The following is a 19084-nucleotide window of genomic DNA, read 5'->3' on the forward strand; positions in this document are numbered from 1 at the left end:
TCGCCGCCCTTCAGGCGCACGACCCGCTTCCCGTCCATGGCGTAGCGGATCAGCCAGCGCTCGATTTCCTCCTGCGGCATCGCATGGCGTCCCGGCGCCTTGCCGACGTACACCAGCTCCGCGAACGGCCCGGCGTATGCCAGCAGCTCTTCACTGACGAGGCGGTCGTACAACACAACCTCGGCTTCCCGCAGCCGGTTCATCGCCTTGACCGTGATCAACTCGGGGTCGCCGGGCCCCGCTCCGATAATACTAACCGTTCCGGGCTGCTTCATAGGCGTTCCCCTGCCACGGACAACGCGCGGCCATCCGGCTCAGCCATTTCCGCTCCGGTAACCGGTGCCTTCGCTCCGCGCCGCAAGCTGCCTTTTTGCGCCACATACAGCATCAAACCGGTGAACACGACGCCGCCCAGGAAGTTGCCGATCAAGACAGGAATTTGGTTCCACAGCCACCAGTCGGCCATACTGACGTCCGCTCCCAGCATCATGCCGGCGGGGATGACGAACATATTCACGACCGCATGCTCGAAGCCTTGTGCAAAAAAGATCAGGATCGGCAACCACATCGCTGCGATTTTGCCCGCCGTCGACTTCGAGGTCATCGCCATCACCACGCCCAGCGTCACCATCCAGTTGCACAGAACCGCCTTGATGGTGACCAGGGCGAGACCGCTGCCGCCCATCTGCTTGTAAGCCAGCGTCTTCGCTTCGCTCGTCTGGATCAACATCTGCACAAGCGGTTGGGACAGGTCCGTGCCCATTTTCGTAATCGTCAGCCCATAGAGAACAGCATACACAGCACAGCCGATGAGATGCCCGAGGATCACCCATCCAAAGCTGGAGAGCATCCGCCCCGGCGAAGCCTGCCGTTCCATCACAGCCAGCGGGATCAAGGCGAAGCTGCCAGTGACAAGCTCCAGACCCAGCAGAACAATCATCACAAAGCCAACCGGAAAAATCACCGCCCCCACGATTCCCAGCGAGGTCTGCTGCGTTGCGGTAAACGCCAAGGTGGTGGCGAATGCCAGGATCGCCCCGCCCAAAAATCCCTTGACCAACAGCTGCAGAATGCTGAGGTTGGCTTTATTTTTCCCGGTCTCAATCATGCTCCCTAGTACTTCTCCTGGTTTGACGTAATCCATGGTTCGTTCACTCCTTTATTCGCACTGCGATTCTCTATACGCTCTATACGCTACAGTGAAATATATATAGCTCCGGTCGCTTCATCCACTTCGGTCTCATAGACCGTGACCTCCCCGTGGTCGGGCTCTTGGACACGTCCGCTCCGCAGATTGATCTTCCAATCGTGCAGGGGACAGTGCACGGCTGCACCGCACACCATCCCTTCCGACAGCTTGCCGCCTTTGTGCGGACAGCGGTTTTCAATGGCGTGAACACTGCCGTCGCTGAGGCGGAAAATCGCAACCTCCTTCCCCTCAACAAACACCGTACGTGAACCAAGCCGATCAATGTCGTCCAACCGTGCCACTTGAATTTTAGTTATCATGGTATCTGCCCCCCCAAAAAAGATCACGAATTTTGCAGTTGTACGTCTTGCAGCGGTTCGAAGTTTTTACGCAGCTCCTGGTTTTCAATAATTTCTTTCCACGGGTCTGTCGTCCGGCTTAAGGTGTCTTGAATCCGCTCAGCCAGTGCTTTCCGTTCATCGGCTTGCTCCAACACTGCCTTGATGGCGTCCAATCCTACCCGCTCAACCCACTGCGCTGTCCGTTCGTTCCAGCTGGCTTGCTCACGGTAATGCTGCAAGAACGCTGCGGTCCATTCGACCACTTCATCTTCGGTCTTCACTACGCAGAGCAAATCTGCCGCCCGAACCTTCACACCGCCGTTACCGCCCACATAGATCTCCCAACCGCCGTCGATAGCCACAACGCCAAGGTCCTTAATCGTGGCTTCGGCGCAGTTCCGCGGGCAACCCGATACCGCCAGTTTGACCTTGCCTGGGGTGTTCAGGCGTTCAAACGTTTTTTCCAGCTGAATGCCCATGCTGATGGAATCTTGGGTCCCGAACCGGCAGAACGTGGAGCCGACGCAGGTCTTCACCGTCCGCAGCGCCTTGCCGTACGCATGACCGGACGGCATATCGAGCTCCTCCCACATTTTCGGCAAATCTTCCTTCTTTACGCCCAGCAGGTCAAGCCGCTGTCCGCCGGTGAACTTCACCATCGGCACTTGGTATTTCTCGGCAACCGCCGCAATTCGCTTGAGTTCAGCCGGTGAGGTTACACCGCCGTAAATCCGAGGCACCACAGAGAACGTTCCGTCCTTTTGAATGTTGGCATGGTAACGTTCGTTGGCGAAGCGGGATTCTTTCTCATCCACATACTCAGCCGGCCACAGCATCCCCAGGTAGTAGTTCAACGCCGGGCGGCACTTCGAGCAGCCCTCCGGCTCGCGCCATTCCAGCACGTTCATCACCTCGCGCACACTCTTGAGCCCCATCTCTTTGATGCTGGCGACGATCTCGTCGCGGCCCAGAGGGGTACAGCCGCAGATGCCTTCCTTCACCGCTTTGACATCGCCTTCTGCATATAGATGTAGCAGTCCCTCGACCAGCGGTTTGCAGCCGCCGCAGGAGCCGGACGCCTTCGTGCACGCTTTGATCTCGCCGACGCTGGAGCAGCCGCCCTTCACCGCTTCGACGATGGTGCCTTTGGTGACGCCGTTACAGCCGCAGATGATTTCGTCGTCCGCCATTGCGGCCAACCGGGCATTCGGGGACGAGGCCCCTGCCCCGGCTTGACCCGGAGTAAACCCAAGCAGCAGCTCCTTCTCTTTCCCGGCTACGGATTCTCCGCTTTTGATCTTGGCAAATAACGATGGGCCGTCCGTTGTGTCGCCGAACAGTACCGCGCCGATGAGCCGATCGTCTTGCAGGACGATTTTACGGTACGTGCCCTCCAGTTCGTCTTGAATGCGCAGCGAGCGCGTGCCTGGCGCATCATTGAAATATCCCGCAGAAAAAACATCTACTCCCGACACCTTCAGCTTCGTCGAAGTGACGGATCCTTCGTACGCGGCGGTTTCGACACCAGCCAGCCGCTTGGCCAATACACTGCCTTGCTCATAGAGCGGGGCCACCAGCCCGTAGGCGATGCCGCGATGCTCAGCGCATTCCCCAACGGCATAAACCCCCGGTGCGCTGGTTTCAAGATAATCGTTGACGATAATGCCTCGCGCCACATTAAGGCCTGCCTCTTTTGCCAATTCAATGTTTGGTTTGATGCCGACGGCCATCACAACGAGGTCCGCTTCCAACCGGCTTCCGTCTGCAAATTCCAGCCCCTCGGCCCGCCGTCCGCCGTAAATGCTGGCTGTTTGCTTTTGCATGAGGAACTTCATGCCTTGCGCTTCCAGCTCATGTTGCAGCATCCGCGATGCCGGCTCGTCGAGCTGACGCTCCATCAAGTAAGGATGGATATGCACGACGGTGACGTCCATGCCGAGATTAAGCAACCCGCGGGCCGCTTCCAGGCCTAAGAGACCGCCGCCGATCACCGCAGCTTTTTTATGTTTGCGGGAGGCCTCCATCATCAGCTCGCAGTCCTTGATATTGCGGAACCCGATGACACCATCTTTGCGTGCCCCGGGAATCGGTAAGATAAATGGATTGGAGCCCGTGGCCAAAATCAATGCGTCGTATTCTGCTTCTACCCCGGAGGCCGATACGACCTTGCGCTTATCGGTATCGAGCCGAACAACCTCATCGCCCAGATGGAGGTTGATGTGATTTTCCTCGTACCAGGCCAAATCGTTAATTACAATCTCCTTCATGTCTGCCCCGCCAGCCAACACCGAAGACAGCATAATCCGATTGTAGTTCGGATACGGCTCTGCACCGAAGACCGTAATCTCGTACGCCTCCGGAGCCAGCTTCAGCACATGCTCCACCGTGCGGATTCCCGCCATCCCGTTACCGACCAGCACCATCTTTTTCTTTTGGTTCATCTCCATCTCCCCTTTTCCCAAATTACCAAGAAAACACAAAAAGCCTGCTTCGCCCCTAGAGACACGCAGCTACACCACGTGATTTCTACGGATTGCGAAGACAGGCTCCATTGCCGCTTCTAGCGGGCACCCCATTGTACCCGGCATGATTACGATCGAATTTTTGAATAAACAAATTTGAATCAAGTGTTAAGTTGACATTAACTATAAAGGAGGTTGGAGGTTATGTCAATATACATTACATAAAATTGTGTGATTAAAATTTTTATGTCAGTTTTCATTACATTTGTATTGATTTTTCAGAAAAAAGGCGAGAAAATACATTTATCCTTTAAAATTTGAAATGTGATGTAAGGTTTTCTTTCCTCGCTGCAATTTCGCAGTTGCAGTTGTTGAAGTTATTCGTGTATCTCGATCCTTTATGACTTTAAAGCTAAACACCGCTTGGATTATGAAACAGATCGTTATGGATAGGAGGGATCCCTCTCGATGCGCTTCTTATTGGTCATTCGCGAAGCCGGTTTACCCGGGACTGCCTCGACAGATCCCCTGAAGTCTTTGCCCTTGGCTGATCCCGAAACCTTCCTCAAAACGAGCGGGTATCAAGTCTTCGCCTCCTGTCAGGAGCCGCAAATTCGCAAACGGATCAAGGAGGTTGACGCTGCGGTGCTGGATATGCCGCTTGAGGGGATGCAGCGCTGGGGCAACATGCTGCTCAAGTGGAAGCCACTCCCGCTCCTCTGGTGGTGTAGCCCCGAGACGGCAAGCTCCTCATTGGAGGCATGTGAGACAGAGGTCCCCGTTGACGGCCTGCTCTCCCCGTCCATGACGGCATCGGAGCTGCATTGGGCGCTGCATTTCAGCGCTAGGCATTTTTTTGAGAGGCAAACCTGGCAGAATGAACGGGCGCAATTGGTCTCCCGGCTGGAGGAACGGAAGTGGATCGACATGGCCAAGAGTATCTTGTGCGACGTGAACAAAGTGTCCGAAGCCGAGGCTTACGACATGCTGCGCAAGCGGGCGATGAATGAACGGAAACGGATGGTGGATGTGGCGACTTCGGTCGTCAAAGCCCATCAGCAATTAAAATTTTGAACCGATCTTACAAACAAAGGGGGGGCTCCCGATGACGATGACAGAAATCCTGAAGGAAGTAGGACGAGGCAAAAGAGGCGCCCGCGACTTGACCTATGAGGAAGCAACCGAAGCCGCCGAATTGATGATCAGCGGCCAAGCGACTCCGGCGCAGATTGGCGCCTTCTTTATGGCACAGCGGATCAAGCTGGAGAGCGTGGCGGAACTGAAAGCATTTGTGACCGTCTTTCGCAAACATGCCCGTCGCTCGCCGATTCCTCAGGGACTCGACTGTGCCGGACCTTATGACGGCCGCACCACCTCCTTTATGGCGACGTTTGCCACCTCCTTTCTGCTGGCTTCAGGAGGTTTACCCGTCACGCTGCACGGCACCCCGTCGCTCCCGCCCAAGTGGGGCGTGACCCTGACCGATCTGCTTGACGAGTTGGGCGTGGACAGCCGCTTGATGGAGTGGGCGCCGGCAGCCCGCCCGGCAGACTTCTCCGGCGTCCGGTTCGTGCCGTCTGAGGTCTGGTGCCCGCCGCTGGAGAAGCTTCGTCCGATCCGCGAAGAGCTGGGTCTGCGGACGATCTTGAATACGATCGAGAAGCTGCTGGACTTCAGCGATTCGCCTTATTTGGTGTATGGTGTATACCATAATACTGTGTTCGACCGGATGGCCCAGCTCATCGAGCAGCTGGATTACCGGAAAGCGTTGATCGTCCAAGGGGCACAAGGCTCAGAGGACCTGTTTATCGATCGGCCGACCCGCACCTATGTGGTGGGCAACGGTGAAGCGAAGCTGAACATTATCGATCCGGAAACGTACGGGCTGGACACCCCGCTGCCCGAAGAAGACGATACCGCCTGGAACGCAGCCAAACAACTGCACGTTACCGAACAGGTGCTGCAAGGGCAGGCGCACCCGGCTTACGTAAACCAGGTGCTGCTGAACGGAGCGGTTCGCCTGGAGCTCGCCGGGCGCGTCGATTCGATCGAAGAGGGCATTTACACCTGCAAGGCCCTTCTGGACGACGGCAGTCCATGGGCGACTTACTGCAGTTGGCGCGACACGCTGCGCTTGGAGCAATCGGCCGCCGCAGAACGCGCAAAAGCCCCCCATCAAGCCTGATTTCAAGGCGAATGATGGGAGGCTTTCTCGAATCATTCACCTTATTCCCGGGAATCACGCCAATTTGATGGCCACGCTCGGTGAATAAGGTGATTTCGCTTTAATACGCCCCGCGGATATGCTGCGCAACTTCGTTTTGGTAGAAGTCGGCCAGCCGCTCTAACTCTTCCTTGCTGAAGGAAGGCACGTCGATCGCGCCGAGGTTGTCCTCGACCTGACGCACGTTGCGGAAGCCCGGGATCACGCAGGAAACTTCCGGCTGGTCTAGAATCCAGCGCATCGCCGCGCGGGCCATGTCCCCGCGTCCTTCGGCGATCCAGCGGAGCTGGGCCGCCAGCTCAACACCTTTAACGAACGGCAAGCCGGCAAACGTCTCACCGACGTTGAACTGCTCGCCGTTCGCGTTAAAGTTGCGGTGGTCGTCGGCCGCAAATGTCGTGTCCGGCGTGAATTTACCGGTCAACAGACCGCTGGCCAACGGAAGCCGCACAAGGATGCCTACACCGGCTTCGTGTGCCTTCGGCAGCAGCTCTGCGAGCGGCTTCTGACGGAACAGGTTCAGGATGACCTGCAGCGCCTTAACTCCCGGCACTCCTAGGCAGAACAGCCCTTCCTCCACCGTCTCTACGCTTACGCCGTAGTGGCGGATTTTCCCCTCTTGTTGCAGCTTATCCAACACCTCAAAGACCCGGCCGTCCTTCAACACAGCCAACGGCGGGCAGTGGATCTGATACAGGTCGATACGCTCGCGCTCTAACCGTTTGAGGCTGGCTTCGCAATAAGCCCGTACCCGCGCTTCGGAATACGTCTCCAGGTCATGAATATCGCCGGCCCGGCAAAATTTGGTCGCGATATAGATTTCGTCTTCCTTCCCCTTGGTCGCTTTGGCGAGCAATTGTTCCGCATGTCCGTCACCATAGACATCCGCCGTATCAAAGAAGTTAACGCCTTCTCCAATCGCTTTATCCAATCCCTTTAGGGCTTCATCATCATTCGTGTTGCCCCAGCTTCCGCCGATGGCCCAAGTGCCGAAGCTCACTTCGCTGACTTGAAGACCCGTGTTTCCAAGCTCCCGATATTTCATCGAATTTCCCTCCTAAGGTTCGATAGGTCCAGATTCTGAACAGGTTCTGTATACTTCAAAAGAGGCCCTTCCAACCAGAAGGGCCTCTCTCATTTTACACCGAAAACGCTAGCAGAATAAAGCGTTTTCCTTATATCGTTGCTTTCCCTGTATGCGTACCGTTATGCTCGTTGCTCCGCAGCCAATGCCGCCACACGGTGATAAGCTGCCTTCGGCTGGTGCTGGGCATCGAACAGAAACGGCCAGTTCTTCCGGCCGCGCACCGGAAAATTGTCCAGCCAGGTATAATCATCCGCCGCTCCCCAGAAGGTAACGCCGCTGATGACGTCACGATACTCCAGCAACAGCCGGAACACGGCTTCATAACGCTCGGCCTGTTGCTCCAGCATCCCCGGCTCTGGCGCGGTCAAATCGGTTCGCCGGTCATCGAAGCGGAACATCGAGATATCCAGCTCCGTCAGCTGCAGCTGCAACCCCAGCGAAGCATACTTCTCAATCGCTGCCTTAATCTCATCCAACGATGGATCGTACAGGTTCCAGTGCGCTTGTAATCCGATGCCATGGATCGGCACCCCTTGCTCCAGCAGCGAATGAACGAGTGTGTAAATTTTATCGCGTTTCAGAGGATTCGATTCGTTGTAGTCGTTATAAAACAACAGCGCCTGTGGATCCGCCTCATGTGCATACTCGAACGCTTTAGCGATAAATTCAGGTCCCGCGATTTCCGTCCATTTGGAAGTGCGCAGCAGCGCCTCCCCTTCGTCCGCGATGACCTCGTTGACGACGTCCCAGGCGTAGATCTCGTTCTTGTACCGGCCTACTATGGTATGAATATGCTCCCGAAGCCTGCCGAACAGCACTTCCTTGCTAACCGCCGCGCCTTGGCGATCCTGGAACAACCAGTCAGACGTCTGATTATGCCACACCAGTGTATGCCCCCGCATGGCCATGCCGTGCTCTCGGGCGAAATTAACCAGCCGATCCGCGTCCTCGAAGGTATAGGTCTGTTCCTTAGGATGCACGCTGACGAACTTCATCTCGTTCTCCGCAGTCAGGCTGTTGAAGTGATACGCCAGCAATGCCTTCTGCGTCCGGATCGTCGTCGGATTGACCGCCGCTCCAATTTTGAAGTCCGCCGCAAACAGTTCCTTTAATGCCGGTACGGAATGGAACGTTGGATTCATGAAGATTCCTCCTCTGCCACGCTTGGGAAAATACTCGTACGAACGGTTCACGAAATAAAACAACTATTCTTTAACGCTCCCGACATTCAGGCCAACCACGAAATATTTCTGCATGAAAGGATATACGAGCAGAATTGGAACGGATGCCACCACGGTAACCGCAGCCCGAATCGATAACGGTGTAACCATGGAAGCCGCCGTATCCTGGGTCATGCCCGCCCCGTTAGCCACCGCCGGATTGCTGTTGGCATTCATGCTGGAAGAGAGCAATTTCATCAACTCATATTGCATTGTGCTGAGCTCTTGTCTCGAAGACGTGTACAGGAACGCATCAAACCAGGAGTTCCACGCGCCGACAGCCACAAACAACGCAATCGTCGCTAATACCGGTTTGCACAGCGGGAAGATGATGGTCCAGAAGATTTTGAAGTCTCCTGCCCCGTCAATTCTCGCCGACTCCACCAAGCTTTCGGGAATGGTGCCGATATACGTCCGGATAACAATCAGGTTAAATGCGCTGATCATCGTAGGAACGACATAAACCCAAAACGTGTTGATCAGATGTAAATCCTTCATCAGGAAGTACCCGGGAATCAACCCCGCATTAAAATACATCGTAAGCACGAAAATCAACGTAATTGGCTTGCGGAACACGTATTCCCTTCGGCTCAATGTATAGGCGAGCATCGTTGTCAGGAAGATGTTCAGAATCGTAGATAACACCGTTCTCGCCACCGAGATCAGGAAAGCATCGTAAATCGTGCCGGAAACAAAAATCGCCTTATAGTTCTGCAGCGTAAATTGTCTCGGCCACAGGTAGAGTCCTCCGCGAATCGTATCATTCCCCGCGTTAAGCGATACCACAATCGTGTTCAGAAACGGATACAGCGTCACGACGACGAGAAAGATCATGAAGATCGTATTCAGCGTATGGAAAATCACCGGCTCCACCTTGCCGCGTCCGACCCGACGTGGCAAAGCAGCTGCAGATACTCGCTCTGGGGTAATGGATTGGTTTGCCATCTCTATAACAGCCTCTCTTCCCCTAGTCGTTTGGCGGTCCAGTTTGCAAGAAGCAGCATGGTTACGCTAACGACCGTTTTGAAGATCCCGCCGGCGGTTGCCAGGGAGTAGTTGCCTTGGGCAATCCCGTATTTCAGCACGAAGATATCAATTGTCTCTGCCCAGTCCACCACCAGACCGTTCCCGAGCAGGTATTGCACCTCGAAGCCCGCTTCCAGGATATGTCCGATGGACATGATCAGCAGAATGACAATCGTTGGCTTAATGCCGGGAAGCGTGACATGCAACATCTTCCGGTATCGGCTGGCTCCGTCGATATCCGCAGCTTCGTATAACGACGGGTCAATCGCCGCCATCGCAGCCAAATAAATGATCGTGTTCCAGCCAACCTCTTTCCAGACATGAGAGGCACCAACGACGCCCCAGAAATACTTGCCTTCACTAAGCCATAGAATCGGCTCCTTGATCAGATGCAGCCGCATCAGAACATCGTTGATAATGCCATCGGAAGCAAGGGAAGTCGCAACAATCCCGGTGACGATGATCCAGGATAGGAAGTGCGGAAGATACGAGATCGTTTGAACCGTTCTTTTCCAGAAAATGTTCTTGATTTCATTCAGCAGCAAGGCTAGAGCGATTGCGGTGACAAAGCCCAGCACCAGGTTGATGATACTCATCCCCAACGTATTGCGCAGCACCCGAAGGAAGCTGTCGTCCGTAAACAGGAACTTGAACTGCTTGAACCCGACCCATTCCTGCTGACCAAAGCTTCTTGCCGGCTTGTAATTTTGAAACGCCATCGTCCAGCCCCACACCGGGACATAAGCAAACAATATAATATAAGCCAATAACGGAACCGACATGAAGATCAACTGCCGTTGACTCTTGATCAGGGACCAGGTTATTTGCTGTTGTTTTCGTTTTTTCGCTTTCGGGACGGCGTGTTTGTCCATTAAGGTCTCATCCATATTTTGTTCTCCCCACAAAGCCTAAGATTTCGAAGAATGGAAGGCTTAGATGCCTTCCATTCTTCGATTGAATCCCTGGATTATTTCACGGACCAGTTGTCAATTCTCCATTGCAACACTTCGTTAATGCGGTCTTCGTAAGCTTTAATGTTGAGCTTGCGGATTTCTCCCACGTATTCATCCCATACCTTATCGAAATCAGCCGGGTCGGCCAAAATCGCTCTAGGCAGATACTTCGTAGACAAATCATTCTGCTTGGTGTTCACTACCTTGGCTTCCGAACCTTCCACTAAGTCAACCGACCATGCCGGATAAGAAACTTCGTTTTCCGGTGCTGGTGTAAAGAAGTCAACATAGCTGTTATATCCATAAGCGGCCAAGAATTTTTTATCGTACTCTTCCAGCCCTGCTTGGTATTCTTCAGGTTGGGCTGCCGCATCGGTAGCATTCCCATCGCTGAAATACCCTTCCATTTTCGGACTGAATTTGTGCAACGTATCCGCTTTGTTCGCCAGTTTCCAAGTCGCATCCGTAAACTTGTCGCGTTGCTCTTGGGTTTTCATGAAGCGGCCTTCTTCGGTAACAATGTAGTCTTCGCCTTCAATCCCCCAAGACATGATTTTTTGCCAATCTTCCTGGATCAGGCGATCCCAGAATTTAAGAATTTTGATCGCCTTATCTTCCCCAGCATTTACGCTGATCCCAAAGCCATTGTTCAGGTTCAGTGCCGGGCGATCCAGATAATGGTCTGTAATGCTTGTATCGTAAACCAGCGGCAAGCCGACATAGGTTCTTTCATGCTTCTTCGCCGTAATTAACACATTCTCGGCATCTTGGAAGTTCCAGTGCTGGTCAAAAAATCCGAGCACCGTACCGCTGGAAATTTTCGCTTGATACTGGTCATAGTTTTGTGTAAATGTCTCTTTATCGATCAGACCTAAGGCATTCATTTCATTCAGCTTCTTGTAGTACCGTTTAGCATAATCCTTGTCGGCGAAAATCTCCGCTTTGCCGTCCTTCACGACAACGCCGCCGTCATTCGGGTGTCCGATCAGATGCTGCGGCGCATTAAACAGTCCCCAGTTTCTCCAGTCATAGTTCAGAATTTCGAAACCAATCGTTGGGCTGCCATCGATCGTTGGGTGTTTCTCCTTGTACTTGATGAGCAGATCAAAATATTCATCAAGCGTTTTGACTTGAGGATATCCTGCCTCCTCCAGCACAGCCTTTTGGATCCAGAAAGCCGGACCCGAATACCAAGTTGTGCTGACTTCCCCGTTATAGGCCCCGTAGTTTGGCAGGATGTAAATATGACCGTCATTCGGGTCCTTCATCATGTTCCAATATTTCTCATAGTGCTTCTTCAAATTCGGTGCATGTTCTTCAATCAGATCTTCCAAAGGGATATAAGCCCCTGCTGCCGTCAACTTCGTATTGCCGGTCATAATATCGGGATAATCGGAGCCTGCGATCATAACGCCAAGCTTCTGGTCAATGTCCCCGGCAAGAAATTCAAATTTGAATGTGACGCCCAGCTCATCTTTAATCTTCTTGTAAATCTTGTTGTCCGGCGTCGGCTGTTGGCCGGCTTCCCCGATAAACGCGGTGATTTCAAGCGGTTCGACTTTATCTCCGGCATTGTTCCCTGTAGTCCCCGTATTGCCGGTGTTGGTTTCGGCTGTGGTAGTTTTGTTACCGCCGCCACATCCCGCTAGGATGACGCTGAGCGATAACAGCAGGATAACGCTGAGCCGGAGCATTGATTTGGTCTTGCCCCCCATGTAAAGCACCTCCGTAATGATTTGTTGATGTTTAAGCTATTTTGTAAGCCCTTTCATCAACTTATCTTTAATTCTAAGAGCGCTACCCAGCCACAACTAGTTCACAATTAAAGGTTCCATCTTCAAAATTTCAGTTCCTGTTTCTGTACTCATTAGGCGACATTTGTAATCTTTTTTCAAATTGCTTCAGGAATTGGCCATAGTTCGCGTACCCCACTCGCTCGGCAATCTCCCCGTTATTTAAGCTTCCGTCCCGGAGCAGCCCAACGGCTTCTTCAATGCGAAAGTTATGGATCATTTCGTTAAAAGAAACGCCGTTCTTCTTCTGGAGTAATTGGCCCAAATAAACCGGATGAAGGTAAAACACCTCCGCTAACTTTTTAATCGTCAAAGGCTCACGGTAATGCTCCCGGATATAGGCGTTGATGTCTTGAATGACTCCCTGGGACCGTTGGGCTTTGTCCATCAGAAGCCCATCGATGCACTCTATCCCTAACGCTTGGATCCGGTCCATTAATTCCCGCAGGGTTGGCACGGCCGAAACTGTACCGGGAATGTCGTATTTGCTTTGCAGTTCCGCCGCCTTGCCCGGGAGTTCCTCCAGGTGTTCCATCATGAGATAAAACAAATGAATCCCAAATTTACGCACGATGTCCGGCGTAAGGTAAAGTTCCCGGAACCTACGCTCCGCCTCGGACAGCCCTTCCTCCAAGCCCGCTTTGTCCAGCAGTTGAATCGCCCCTATAATGCGATCCACCAGCTCGGTTTGATCGTACCTGCGGTGGAACTTCAGCGCAGCCACGTTACGATACTCCATAATCCCGGCAGGGCCTTCCGCATAAAACTGATGCTGCATCGCTGTCTGAGCCTGTCTGAACGCAGCTGGAATCTCTTGCAGGCTTGTCACGCCCTGCCCCGCCGATGCGACGACTCCAAGACTGCGGCATAATCTCTCCAGTTCGCTGATCCATTTAGCGCCGTCCGGCCCATCCTCGCCGGGATGAAATCCGTACACCAGGGCCAGAAGGCCCTCATCCAAGCCGCTATAGTCCAGATCGATGAGATACATGGCTTCCCTCTCCCCGACATAGGCGGCAACTTGCTCCCGGGTCTCGGCAAAGCAGCTGTCTCTTGGCTGAATGAGACACACATTCCACGCCTTCCGCAGGCTCGAAAGCGCAGCGATCCGCCCCTCATCCCGAGGGAGCCCCGGCGAGGGATGGAGCCATCCCTTAAGCAGACCCACTGTCTCCTCATAGGAAGCGATCCGGCTGATGCGTTGACGCTCCTGCTCCTCCACCAGCTCCTGATAGATCGCCCCGAGCTCTTCGGCGGCGATCTCCTCGTCAATCGGCTTCAGCAAATACCGGGTGACACCAAAGCGGAGCGCTTTTTGTGCATATTGAAATTCACTGTATCCGCTTATGATCGCAAAGCTGACCTGTCGGGTATTCTGCTTCTGCCACGCCTCGATCATTTCCAGTCCATCCATTCCCGGCATCCGCACATCGGTAACAACTAGGTCCGGCTGCAGCTGGCCGATCTTCTCCAGCGCCTCCGCGCCGTTGCTGCTAGTCCCGCATATCTCAAAGCCCAGCTCCGGCCAGTTGATCCACAGCTGCATCCCCTCCAATGCTGCCGGCTCGTCATCCACCAATAACACCTTGAATCTCATGGCTCTTTCCCCCCTGATTATCCTCCCTGGTGTTGAAGCCGTTTGACCGGAATTTCGATACACACTTTTGTCCCTTGTCCCGGCTTGCTGTCGATGTTAAAGCGAACCTGATCGTTGTAGTACAACTCGAATCGGCGATACACATTGCGAATGCCAATGCTGTTCCCGGACGTGTTCTCGCTCCGTACGGTTAGCAGCATTTCCCGCAGCTGCTCCGGTTTGATGCCTTTGCCGTTATCCGAAATGACGATGCGAAGCCGTCCGTCTTTCACGCGGGCTTTAACGGTAACGAGCCCATTGCCCTGCACCGCTTGAATTCCGTGCTTGCAGGCGTTCTCGACCAGCGGCTGGATGCTCATCTTCGGAATCGTATAATGCAGCGCTGCCTCCTCAATGTCGAAGACGTACTCGAATTTATCCCGGAAGCGGAATTTTTCGATTTTCAAATACATGTCGATAAACCGAATCTCCTCTTCCAGCGTAACGAGGTCCTCCTTCCAGCGGAGCAACCGGCGCAGCAGCTTGGACAAGTTCTTAATGATGTCCGTAACGTCGGAGTAGTTCTTTTTCGTACAGACCACTAATATCGCGTTCAGCGTATTAAACAGAAAATGCGGGTTCATCTGGCTCTGCAAGAAGTTCAGCTCTGCCCGCACGCGCTCGGCTTCAAGGCTTTTCTGCTGGATTTCCAGCTTGTAGACGTTGTTGATCAACGCGTTGATGCGAGCGGTCATCATGTTAAAGTTGCGGATCAGACCGCCGATTTCATCGCGTCCTTCATCGATGTTAATCAAATCGAATTTCTCATTAGTGACCTTCTGCATATGGCGCGAGAGCCGCTTCACCCGGTAATGATAGGAGCGGAGCATGACGAAAATGAAGATCGACGTGAATAAGGTGATTGCCGCAACCAACATCCCAACGAACAAGCGCATATCGAACATCGCCTTGGACAACCGGGTGCCCTGCGGGATCCCGATCAGCCGCCAGCCTTTCACGTATTTGGCATTCCCGATGACTACGGACTCCACCCCCTTCTCCCGATCCTCGGCAGACAATTCAAGCTTGGGATAACCCACACTTGTATCCTGCCGATAGCCGCTGTCCGCCGACACGATGATTTCATCGTTCCCGTTGACCAGATACAAATCCAGGTAGTCCCGCTCCCGGACGATCACGTCGTAAATTTTGCTGAGATCAATATCGATCCGCAGCAGCTTGTCGAAGGTGTTATAGGAATCGTAGTAGTCCATTTTCTCAATCACGCTGAAATAAGGTTCGGTATTCGCTCGGTTCGTAGCTTGAGATGCGCGGTACGCTGCGACAACCACCGGGTCCGACGAACTGCTCCAGATCCGGTACCATTCGCTACCCTTCACCTCATCATTGATCATATGATAATTGCCCCCGGGGACGATCGTCGGATTGGTGGTGTATATCCCGATTCGCAGAATCTGATTATTGACCGGAATGTAGCTGGTCACCCGATTGCGCAGCTGCTCATCAAACGTTTCGTAAAAATCGACCGGGCCCGAGTAGATTCGGTCCATCTTTTCATACAGCGTCTTATCGGTGTTCAGGGCATGACTAACCGCTACCCCGCCGTCGATAAAATCGAGAATATCCTTACGGGCACGCTCCATGGAAATCTCCAGGTTCTGCTTCTCGCGCTCTTTAATAAAGTCAGTCATCCGCCCCATGAACACCAGGTTAATAACCAGGATCGGCAGTAGCACGCCAATCAGGTAGATCAGCATAAATTTCGTCTTCAGCGGAATATCGTTCACTCTTCCCCGGAATCTCCATCTTCCCATGCTAGCACCACCTCGGGCTTATTCGGCCAATCTGGGCCCCTTTACTTTCTGGGGACCGTCATGTTGAAACTCGGATTTATAGACAGAGGGCAGCATACCGATTGCCTGCTTGAATTTGCTGATAAAATAGTCCGTATTGGGATAGCCCACTTGCAGCGCAATGTCGGAAATTTTCATGGAAGTGCGCTTCAGCAGTCGTTTGGCTTCCTCCAGCCGTTTCTCGTTGAGATAGTCGTTGAAGGTTTTGCCTGTTTCTTTTTTGAACACCTGTCCTAAATAGGTCGGGTTCATATGAAACTGCTTGGCAAGGGTTTGCAGCTTCAGCTTGCTGCGGAATTCCTCATCCACGTACTGAATGACCTGAAAAATCGTGTTATTCTCGTTCTTCCGGCGCAATCCGGCCAGCAGCAGCGAGGCTTCCCGGCACAGATTTAGGAGATACGGCTTCAACGCGGCGTAATCGCTGATCCCGTTCGATTCTCCTTCGTTCCCCTGCACACGAACCATAAAAGCGTCGGCATCGCCGCCGGCTTTCTTGATCCTGCGGCATAACGTGAGCTCCACATTAGCTGCGAAAGCTCGTAGGGTCTCCAGACCAATCTGGCTGCTGGCAAGGGCGCCAAACACTTCCTCCACCACTGCTCCCGTTGATCCGGGATCCCCTTGAAGCACGGCGTCCAAAAGCAGCTCAACCTTGCCCTTCAACACATCCTCCGAACTGTGAGTCTGCGGAAGATGGCATAGCATGAAGAAGCCAGTTTTCCCCTTCTCGCGCTTTGCTTTGACGGTCTCCAGCGTTTGCAGGTACAGCTCCCGGATGGAGCGGATGCCTTTCCCGACACGGCTGACGGCAATCACTGCCGGCGACCCTATCTCCGAAAGTTCACTGCTGATCGCCAGTCCCATCTCTTCGATCCGCGGCTGCGGCATTTCATCCGTCCGCAGGATCATCCCGAACCGGCCTGAGCCGTCCATGAAGGAACGATCCGCATCCGCGGGTTTCGAGAAATAACTGAGTACGCGTTGCTTTAGAGGTTGCGGATCCATCCCGGCGTCGAACAGCATACACTGCAGCTCCGGCTCACCCCCGAGCTGAAGCGCGGCGGCCGCCTCCTGCTCCAGCTGAAGGCCATCTTCCCCCTGAATCAATCGGTTCAGGAGGTTATTTTTAAATAACGTTTGCTTCCGTAACTTGGACTGCTCCAGTTCCCGCTCCTCGGCAATCATCTGACCGAGACGGTCCAGAATGGCCCCGAACTCGTCTTCGTCAATCGGCTTCAGTAAATACTCCGCCACCCGTTGCCGCATCGCCGTAAGGGCGTAGTTAAAATCGTCGTAACCGCTTAGAATCACAAATTTAGGGGGCCTTGCGAGCAGCCGTTTACTCCGTTCGATCAGTTCCAAGCCGCTGATGACAGGCATATGGATATCCGTAACGACCAGTTCAGGTCGCAGTTCCTGCATTTTGACTAAAGCCTCCGGACCGTCCAGCGCTTCACCGCAGACTTGAAAGCCGTGCCTTTCCCAATTCACCATGGTTCGCAGACCCTCCAACACCCAGGGCTCATCATCAACCAGAAGCACTTGCAACATCGCTGTCGTCCCTCCCTTTTTACGTGAATTCCATGGATCTATAATTCAGCCAATATCCACCATGTAAGCGTACACATTTTTATGCTAGCACAAAATCTTTCATTTGTGGGACTTAATTTATCCAACAAACAAAGGCAGTTCAGAGCAATGTGCTCCGAACTGCCTTTGTTGATTGTTGGGATTATTGATTTAGAAGATGATCTCGAAACCACGCTGCCGCTGCCTGAACCTCGGTTTCGGTTAACTGATGCCCGTAAGGCTCCCAATGCACATGCACTTGGGCCCCGGCACCTCGGAGCACCCCCGCCAACTCCTCGGTTTCCTCCGGTTTGCACATCACGTCGTTCCGCCCCGCCCCGATAAAGACAGGGATTCCTGTCATCTCCGGCAACGGCACGCCCCGCCGTGGAACCATCGGATGGTGCAGAATCGCCCCGCTCAGTGCGCCCGCATGGTGGAACAGGAGGCTTGCCGCGATATTGGCACCGTTGGAATACCCCACGGCCACGAGACGGCTCCGATCGAAGCCGTAGTGCACTGCCGCCTCGTCCAGGAATTCATGCAGCTCCTTCGTGCGCAGCACCAGATCCTCCTCATCGAATACGCCCATCGCCAGCCGCCGGAAGAAGCGCGGCATCCCGTTCTCCAACACGTTCCCTCGCACGCTAAGCACAGCGGAAGTTGGGGAGATGATCTCTGCCAGCGGCAACAGGTCCCGCTCCGTGCCGCCGGTGCCGTGGAGAAGAAGCAGTGTAGGTGCCGTCGCTTCACCGCTGGCCGTTAGGGTCCCCGGCTTGAAGATATGCTTTAGCTTCATCCCAGCAGGTCCTCCTTCAGCACCCGGACTTCAAACGGGGTGAGGTTTTGTTCAATGGCTTCACGATGCGGTTCATACCAAGCGGGAAGCATCAACCGTTCCCCTAAATGCTCCGGCGACTCATCATTGGCGAACCCCGGCGGATTTGTAGCGATTTCGAACAAGATGCCGCCCTCCTCCCGGAAATACAGCGCGTGAAAATATTGCCGGTCCACAATGGGCGTCGGATGATAGCCGTGCTCGGCAACCCGAACTCTCCAGGCTTCATGTTCCGCAAAGTCCCGGGCTCTCCAGGCGATGTGATGCACCGTCCCGGCTCCGCCCGACCCGTAATCCAACGGCTTGATGTTGACGTCGATCACGTCGCCAAGGTCACCCTCGGCTTTGAAGCGGGTATATTGGCCCTCTGTTCCAAGCTTCTGCAAGCCCAATACGGTTTCGAGCAACGCAGCCGTTTTCTCTGGGGCCATGCTGTAGAGCACCGCACCGCCAAAGCCTTTGATCGCCCGATCGGCCGGAACGCCGCCAAACGACCACATGTTAAGCGGACCCGCAGCCCGTTCCACCAGCTCGAGCTGGAGTCCGTCTTTGTCACGGAAATGCAGATAGGATTCACCGAATCGGCGGGTTTCGGTCGTGGAGATGCCGAATTTGTGCAGACGCTCCTGCCAGAACCCCATTGTGCCAACCGGTATGGCGAAGGTAGTGACGCCGACCTGACCGCCGCCAACCCGGCCGCGCCGAGCCCCGGGCGTCGGGAAGAAGGTCATAATCGTTCCCGGATTCCCGTCCTCATCGCCGAAGTACAAATGGTACACCTCCGGGGCATCGAAGTTGATCGTTTTTTTGACCAATCTAAGCCCCAGCACTCCTGCGTAAAAATCGACATTCGCCTGCGGATCGGTAGCAAATGCGGTAATATGATGAATCCCTGAAGTTGGATGTACCATGTGTAGCTCCTCCTTGTT

At 54.0% G+C, this 19084-nt stretch carries 16 protein-coding genes; 2 read left to right on the forward strand and 14 right to left on the reverse strand.

Features of this window, described 5'->3' with window-relative positions; translation table 11 throughout:
• The 4 genes from RW092_RS20030 to nirB form a co-directional block, all read right to left on the reverse strand.
• Window positions 1-275, reverse strand: a 275-nt coding sequence (locus tag RW092_RS20030) for a uroporphyrinogen-III C-methyltransferase (protein ID WP_316011082.1), incomplete at its 3' end; no start/stop codon positions are given.
• Window positions 272-1144, reverse strand: coding sequence for a formate/nitrite transporter family protein (locus RW092_RS20035; protein ID WP_316011083.1), 873 nt, complete (start codon window positions 1142-1144; stop codon window positions 272-274). The genes RW092_RS20030 and RW092_RS20035, both read right to left, overlap by 4 nt.
• 50 nt (window positions 1145-1194) lie before the next feature.
• Window positions 1195-1509 (reverse strand): nitrite reductase small subunit NirD, encoded by a 315-nt coding sequence (gene nirD / locus RW092_RS20040; RefSeq protein ID WP_316011084.1) that lies wholly within the window; start codon window positions 1507-1509, stop codon window positions 1195-1197.
• A 23-nt stretch (window positions 1510-1532) separates the two neighbouring features.
• The gene (gene nirB, locus RW092_RS20045; protein WP_316011085.1) at window positions 1533-3971 is read right to left on the reverse strand and encodes a nitrite reductase large subunit NirB; all 2439 of its coding nucleotides are present in this window, start codon (window positions 3969-3971) and stop codon (window positions 1533-1535) included.
• 489 nt (window positions 3972-4460) lie between these two features.
• Here nirB and RW092_RS20050 point away from each other — a divergent pair, with 489 nt between their 5' ends.
• On the forward strand, window positions 4461-5066 hold the full coding sequence (locus RW092_RS20050; RefSeq protein ID WP_316011086.1) for an ANTAR domain-containing response regulator: 606 nt from the start codon (window positions 4461-4463) through the stop codon (window positions 5064-5066).
• 31 nt (window positions 5067-5097) lie between these two features.
• Window positions 5098-6177 carry an anthranilate phosphoribosyltransferase gene (locus tag RW092_RS20055; RefSeq protein ID WP_009223579.1) on the forward strand — a complete coding sequence of 360 codons (1080 nt, stop codon included), beginning with the start codon at window positions 5098-5100 and terminating at the stop codon, window positions 6175-6177.
• A 100-nt stretch (window positions 6178-6277) separates the two neighbouring features.
• Here RW092_RS20055 and RW092_RS20060 read toward each other — a convergent pair whose 3' ends face one another.
• The 10 genes from RW092_RS20060 to RW092_RS20105 all read right to left on the reverse strand — a co-directional run bounded on the left by RW092_RS20060 (window position 6278) and on the right by RW092_RS20105 (window position 19066).
• Window positions 6278-7261, reverse strand: a complete 984-nt coding sequence (locus RW092_RS20060; protein ID WP_316011087.1) for an aldo/keto reductase — start codon at window positions 7259-7261, stop codon at window positions 6278-6280.
• A gap of 161 nt (window positions 7262-7422) precedes the next feature.
• Window positions 7423-8445 (reverse strand): endo-1,4-beta-xylanase, encoded by a 1023-nt coding sequence (locus RW092_RS20065; protein WP_028540341.1) that lies wholly within the window; start codon window positions 8443-8445, stop codon window positions 7423-7425.
• A 63-nt stretch (window positions 8446-8508) separates the two neighbouring features.
• Window positions 8509-9468: a carbohydrate ABC transporter permease gene (locus RW092_RS20070; RefSeq protein WP_009223576.1), complete on the reverse strand. Its 960-nt coding sequence runs from the start codon at window positions 9466-9468 to the stop codon at window positions 8509-8511.
• A 2-nt stretch (window positions 9469-9470) separates the two neighbouring features.
• Window positions 9471-10436, reverse strand: a complete 966-nt coding sequence (locus RW092_RS20075) for an ABC transporter permease (protein WP_028540342.1) — start codon at window positions 10434-10436, stop codon at window positions 9471-9473.
• An 80-nt stretch (window positions 10437-10516) separates the two neighbouring features.
• Window positions 10517-12217: a type 2 periplasmic-binding domain-containing protein gene (locus RW092_RS20080; RefSeq protein WP_016314319.1), complete on the reverse strand. Its 1701-nt coding sequence runs from the start codon at window positions 12215-12217 to the stop codon at window positions 10517-10519.
• Window positions 12218-12347: 130 nt separating this feature from the next.
• Window positions 12348-13892: a response regulator gene (locus RW092_RS20085; RefSeq protein ID WP_316011088.1), complete on the reverse strand. Its 1545-nt coding sequence runs from the start codon at window positions 13890-13892 to the stop codon at window positions 12348-12350.
• A 17-nt stretch (window positions 13893-13909) separates the two neighbouring features.
• Window positions 13910-15706 carry a sensor histidine kinase gene (locus RW092_RS20090; RefSeq protein WP_085279654.1) on the reverse strand — a complete coding sequence of 599 codons (1797 nt, stop codon included), beginning with the start codon at window positions 15704-15706 and terminating at the stop codon, window positions 13910-13912.
• 18 nt (window positions 15707-15724) lie between these two features.
• The gene (locus RW092_RS20095; RefSeq protein ID WP_316011089.1) at window positions 15725-17299 is read right to left on the reverse strand and encodes a response regulator transcription factor; all 1575 of its coding nucleotides are present in this window, start codon (window positions 17297-17299) and stop codon (window positions 15725-15727) included.
• 181 nt (window positions 17300-17480) lie between these two features.
• Window positions 17481-18116: an alpha/beta hydrolase gene (locus RW092_RS20100; protein WP_316011090.1), complete on the reverse strand. Its 636-nt coding sequence runs from the start codon at window positions 18114-18116 to the stop codon at window positions 17481-17483.
• On the reverse strand, window positions 18113-19066 hold the full coding sequence (locus RW092_RS20105) for a ring-cleaving dioxygenase (RefSeq protein WP_316011091.1): 954 nt from the start codon (window positions 19064-19066) through the stop codon (window positions 18113-18115). The genes RW092_RS20100 and RW092_RS20105 overlap by 4 nt, the downstream gene beginning before the upstream one ends.
• Between the last annotated feature and the right edge of the window lie 18 nt (window positions 19067-19084).

The sequence above is a fragment of the Paenibacillus sp. 3LSP genome, assembly GCF_032465655.1.
GTDB lineage: Bacteria > Bacillota > Bacilli > Paenibacillales > Paenibacillaceae > Fontibacillus > Fontibacillus barengoltzii.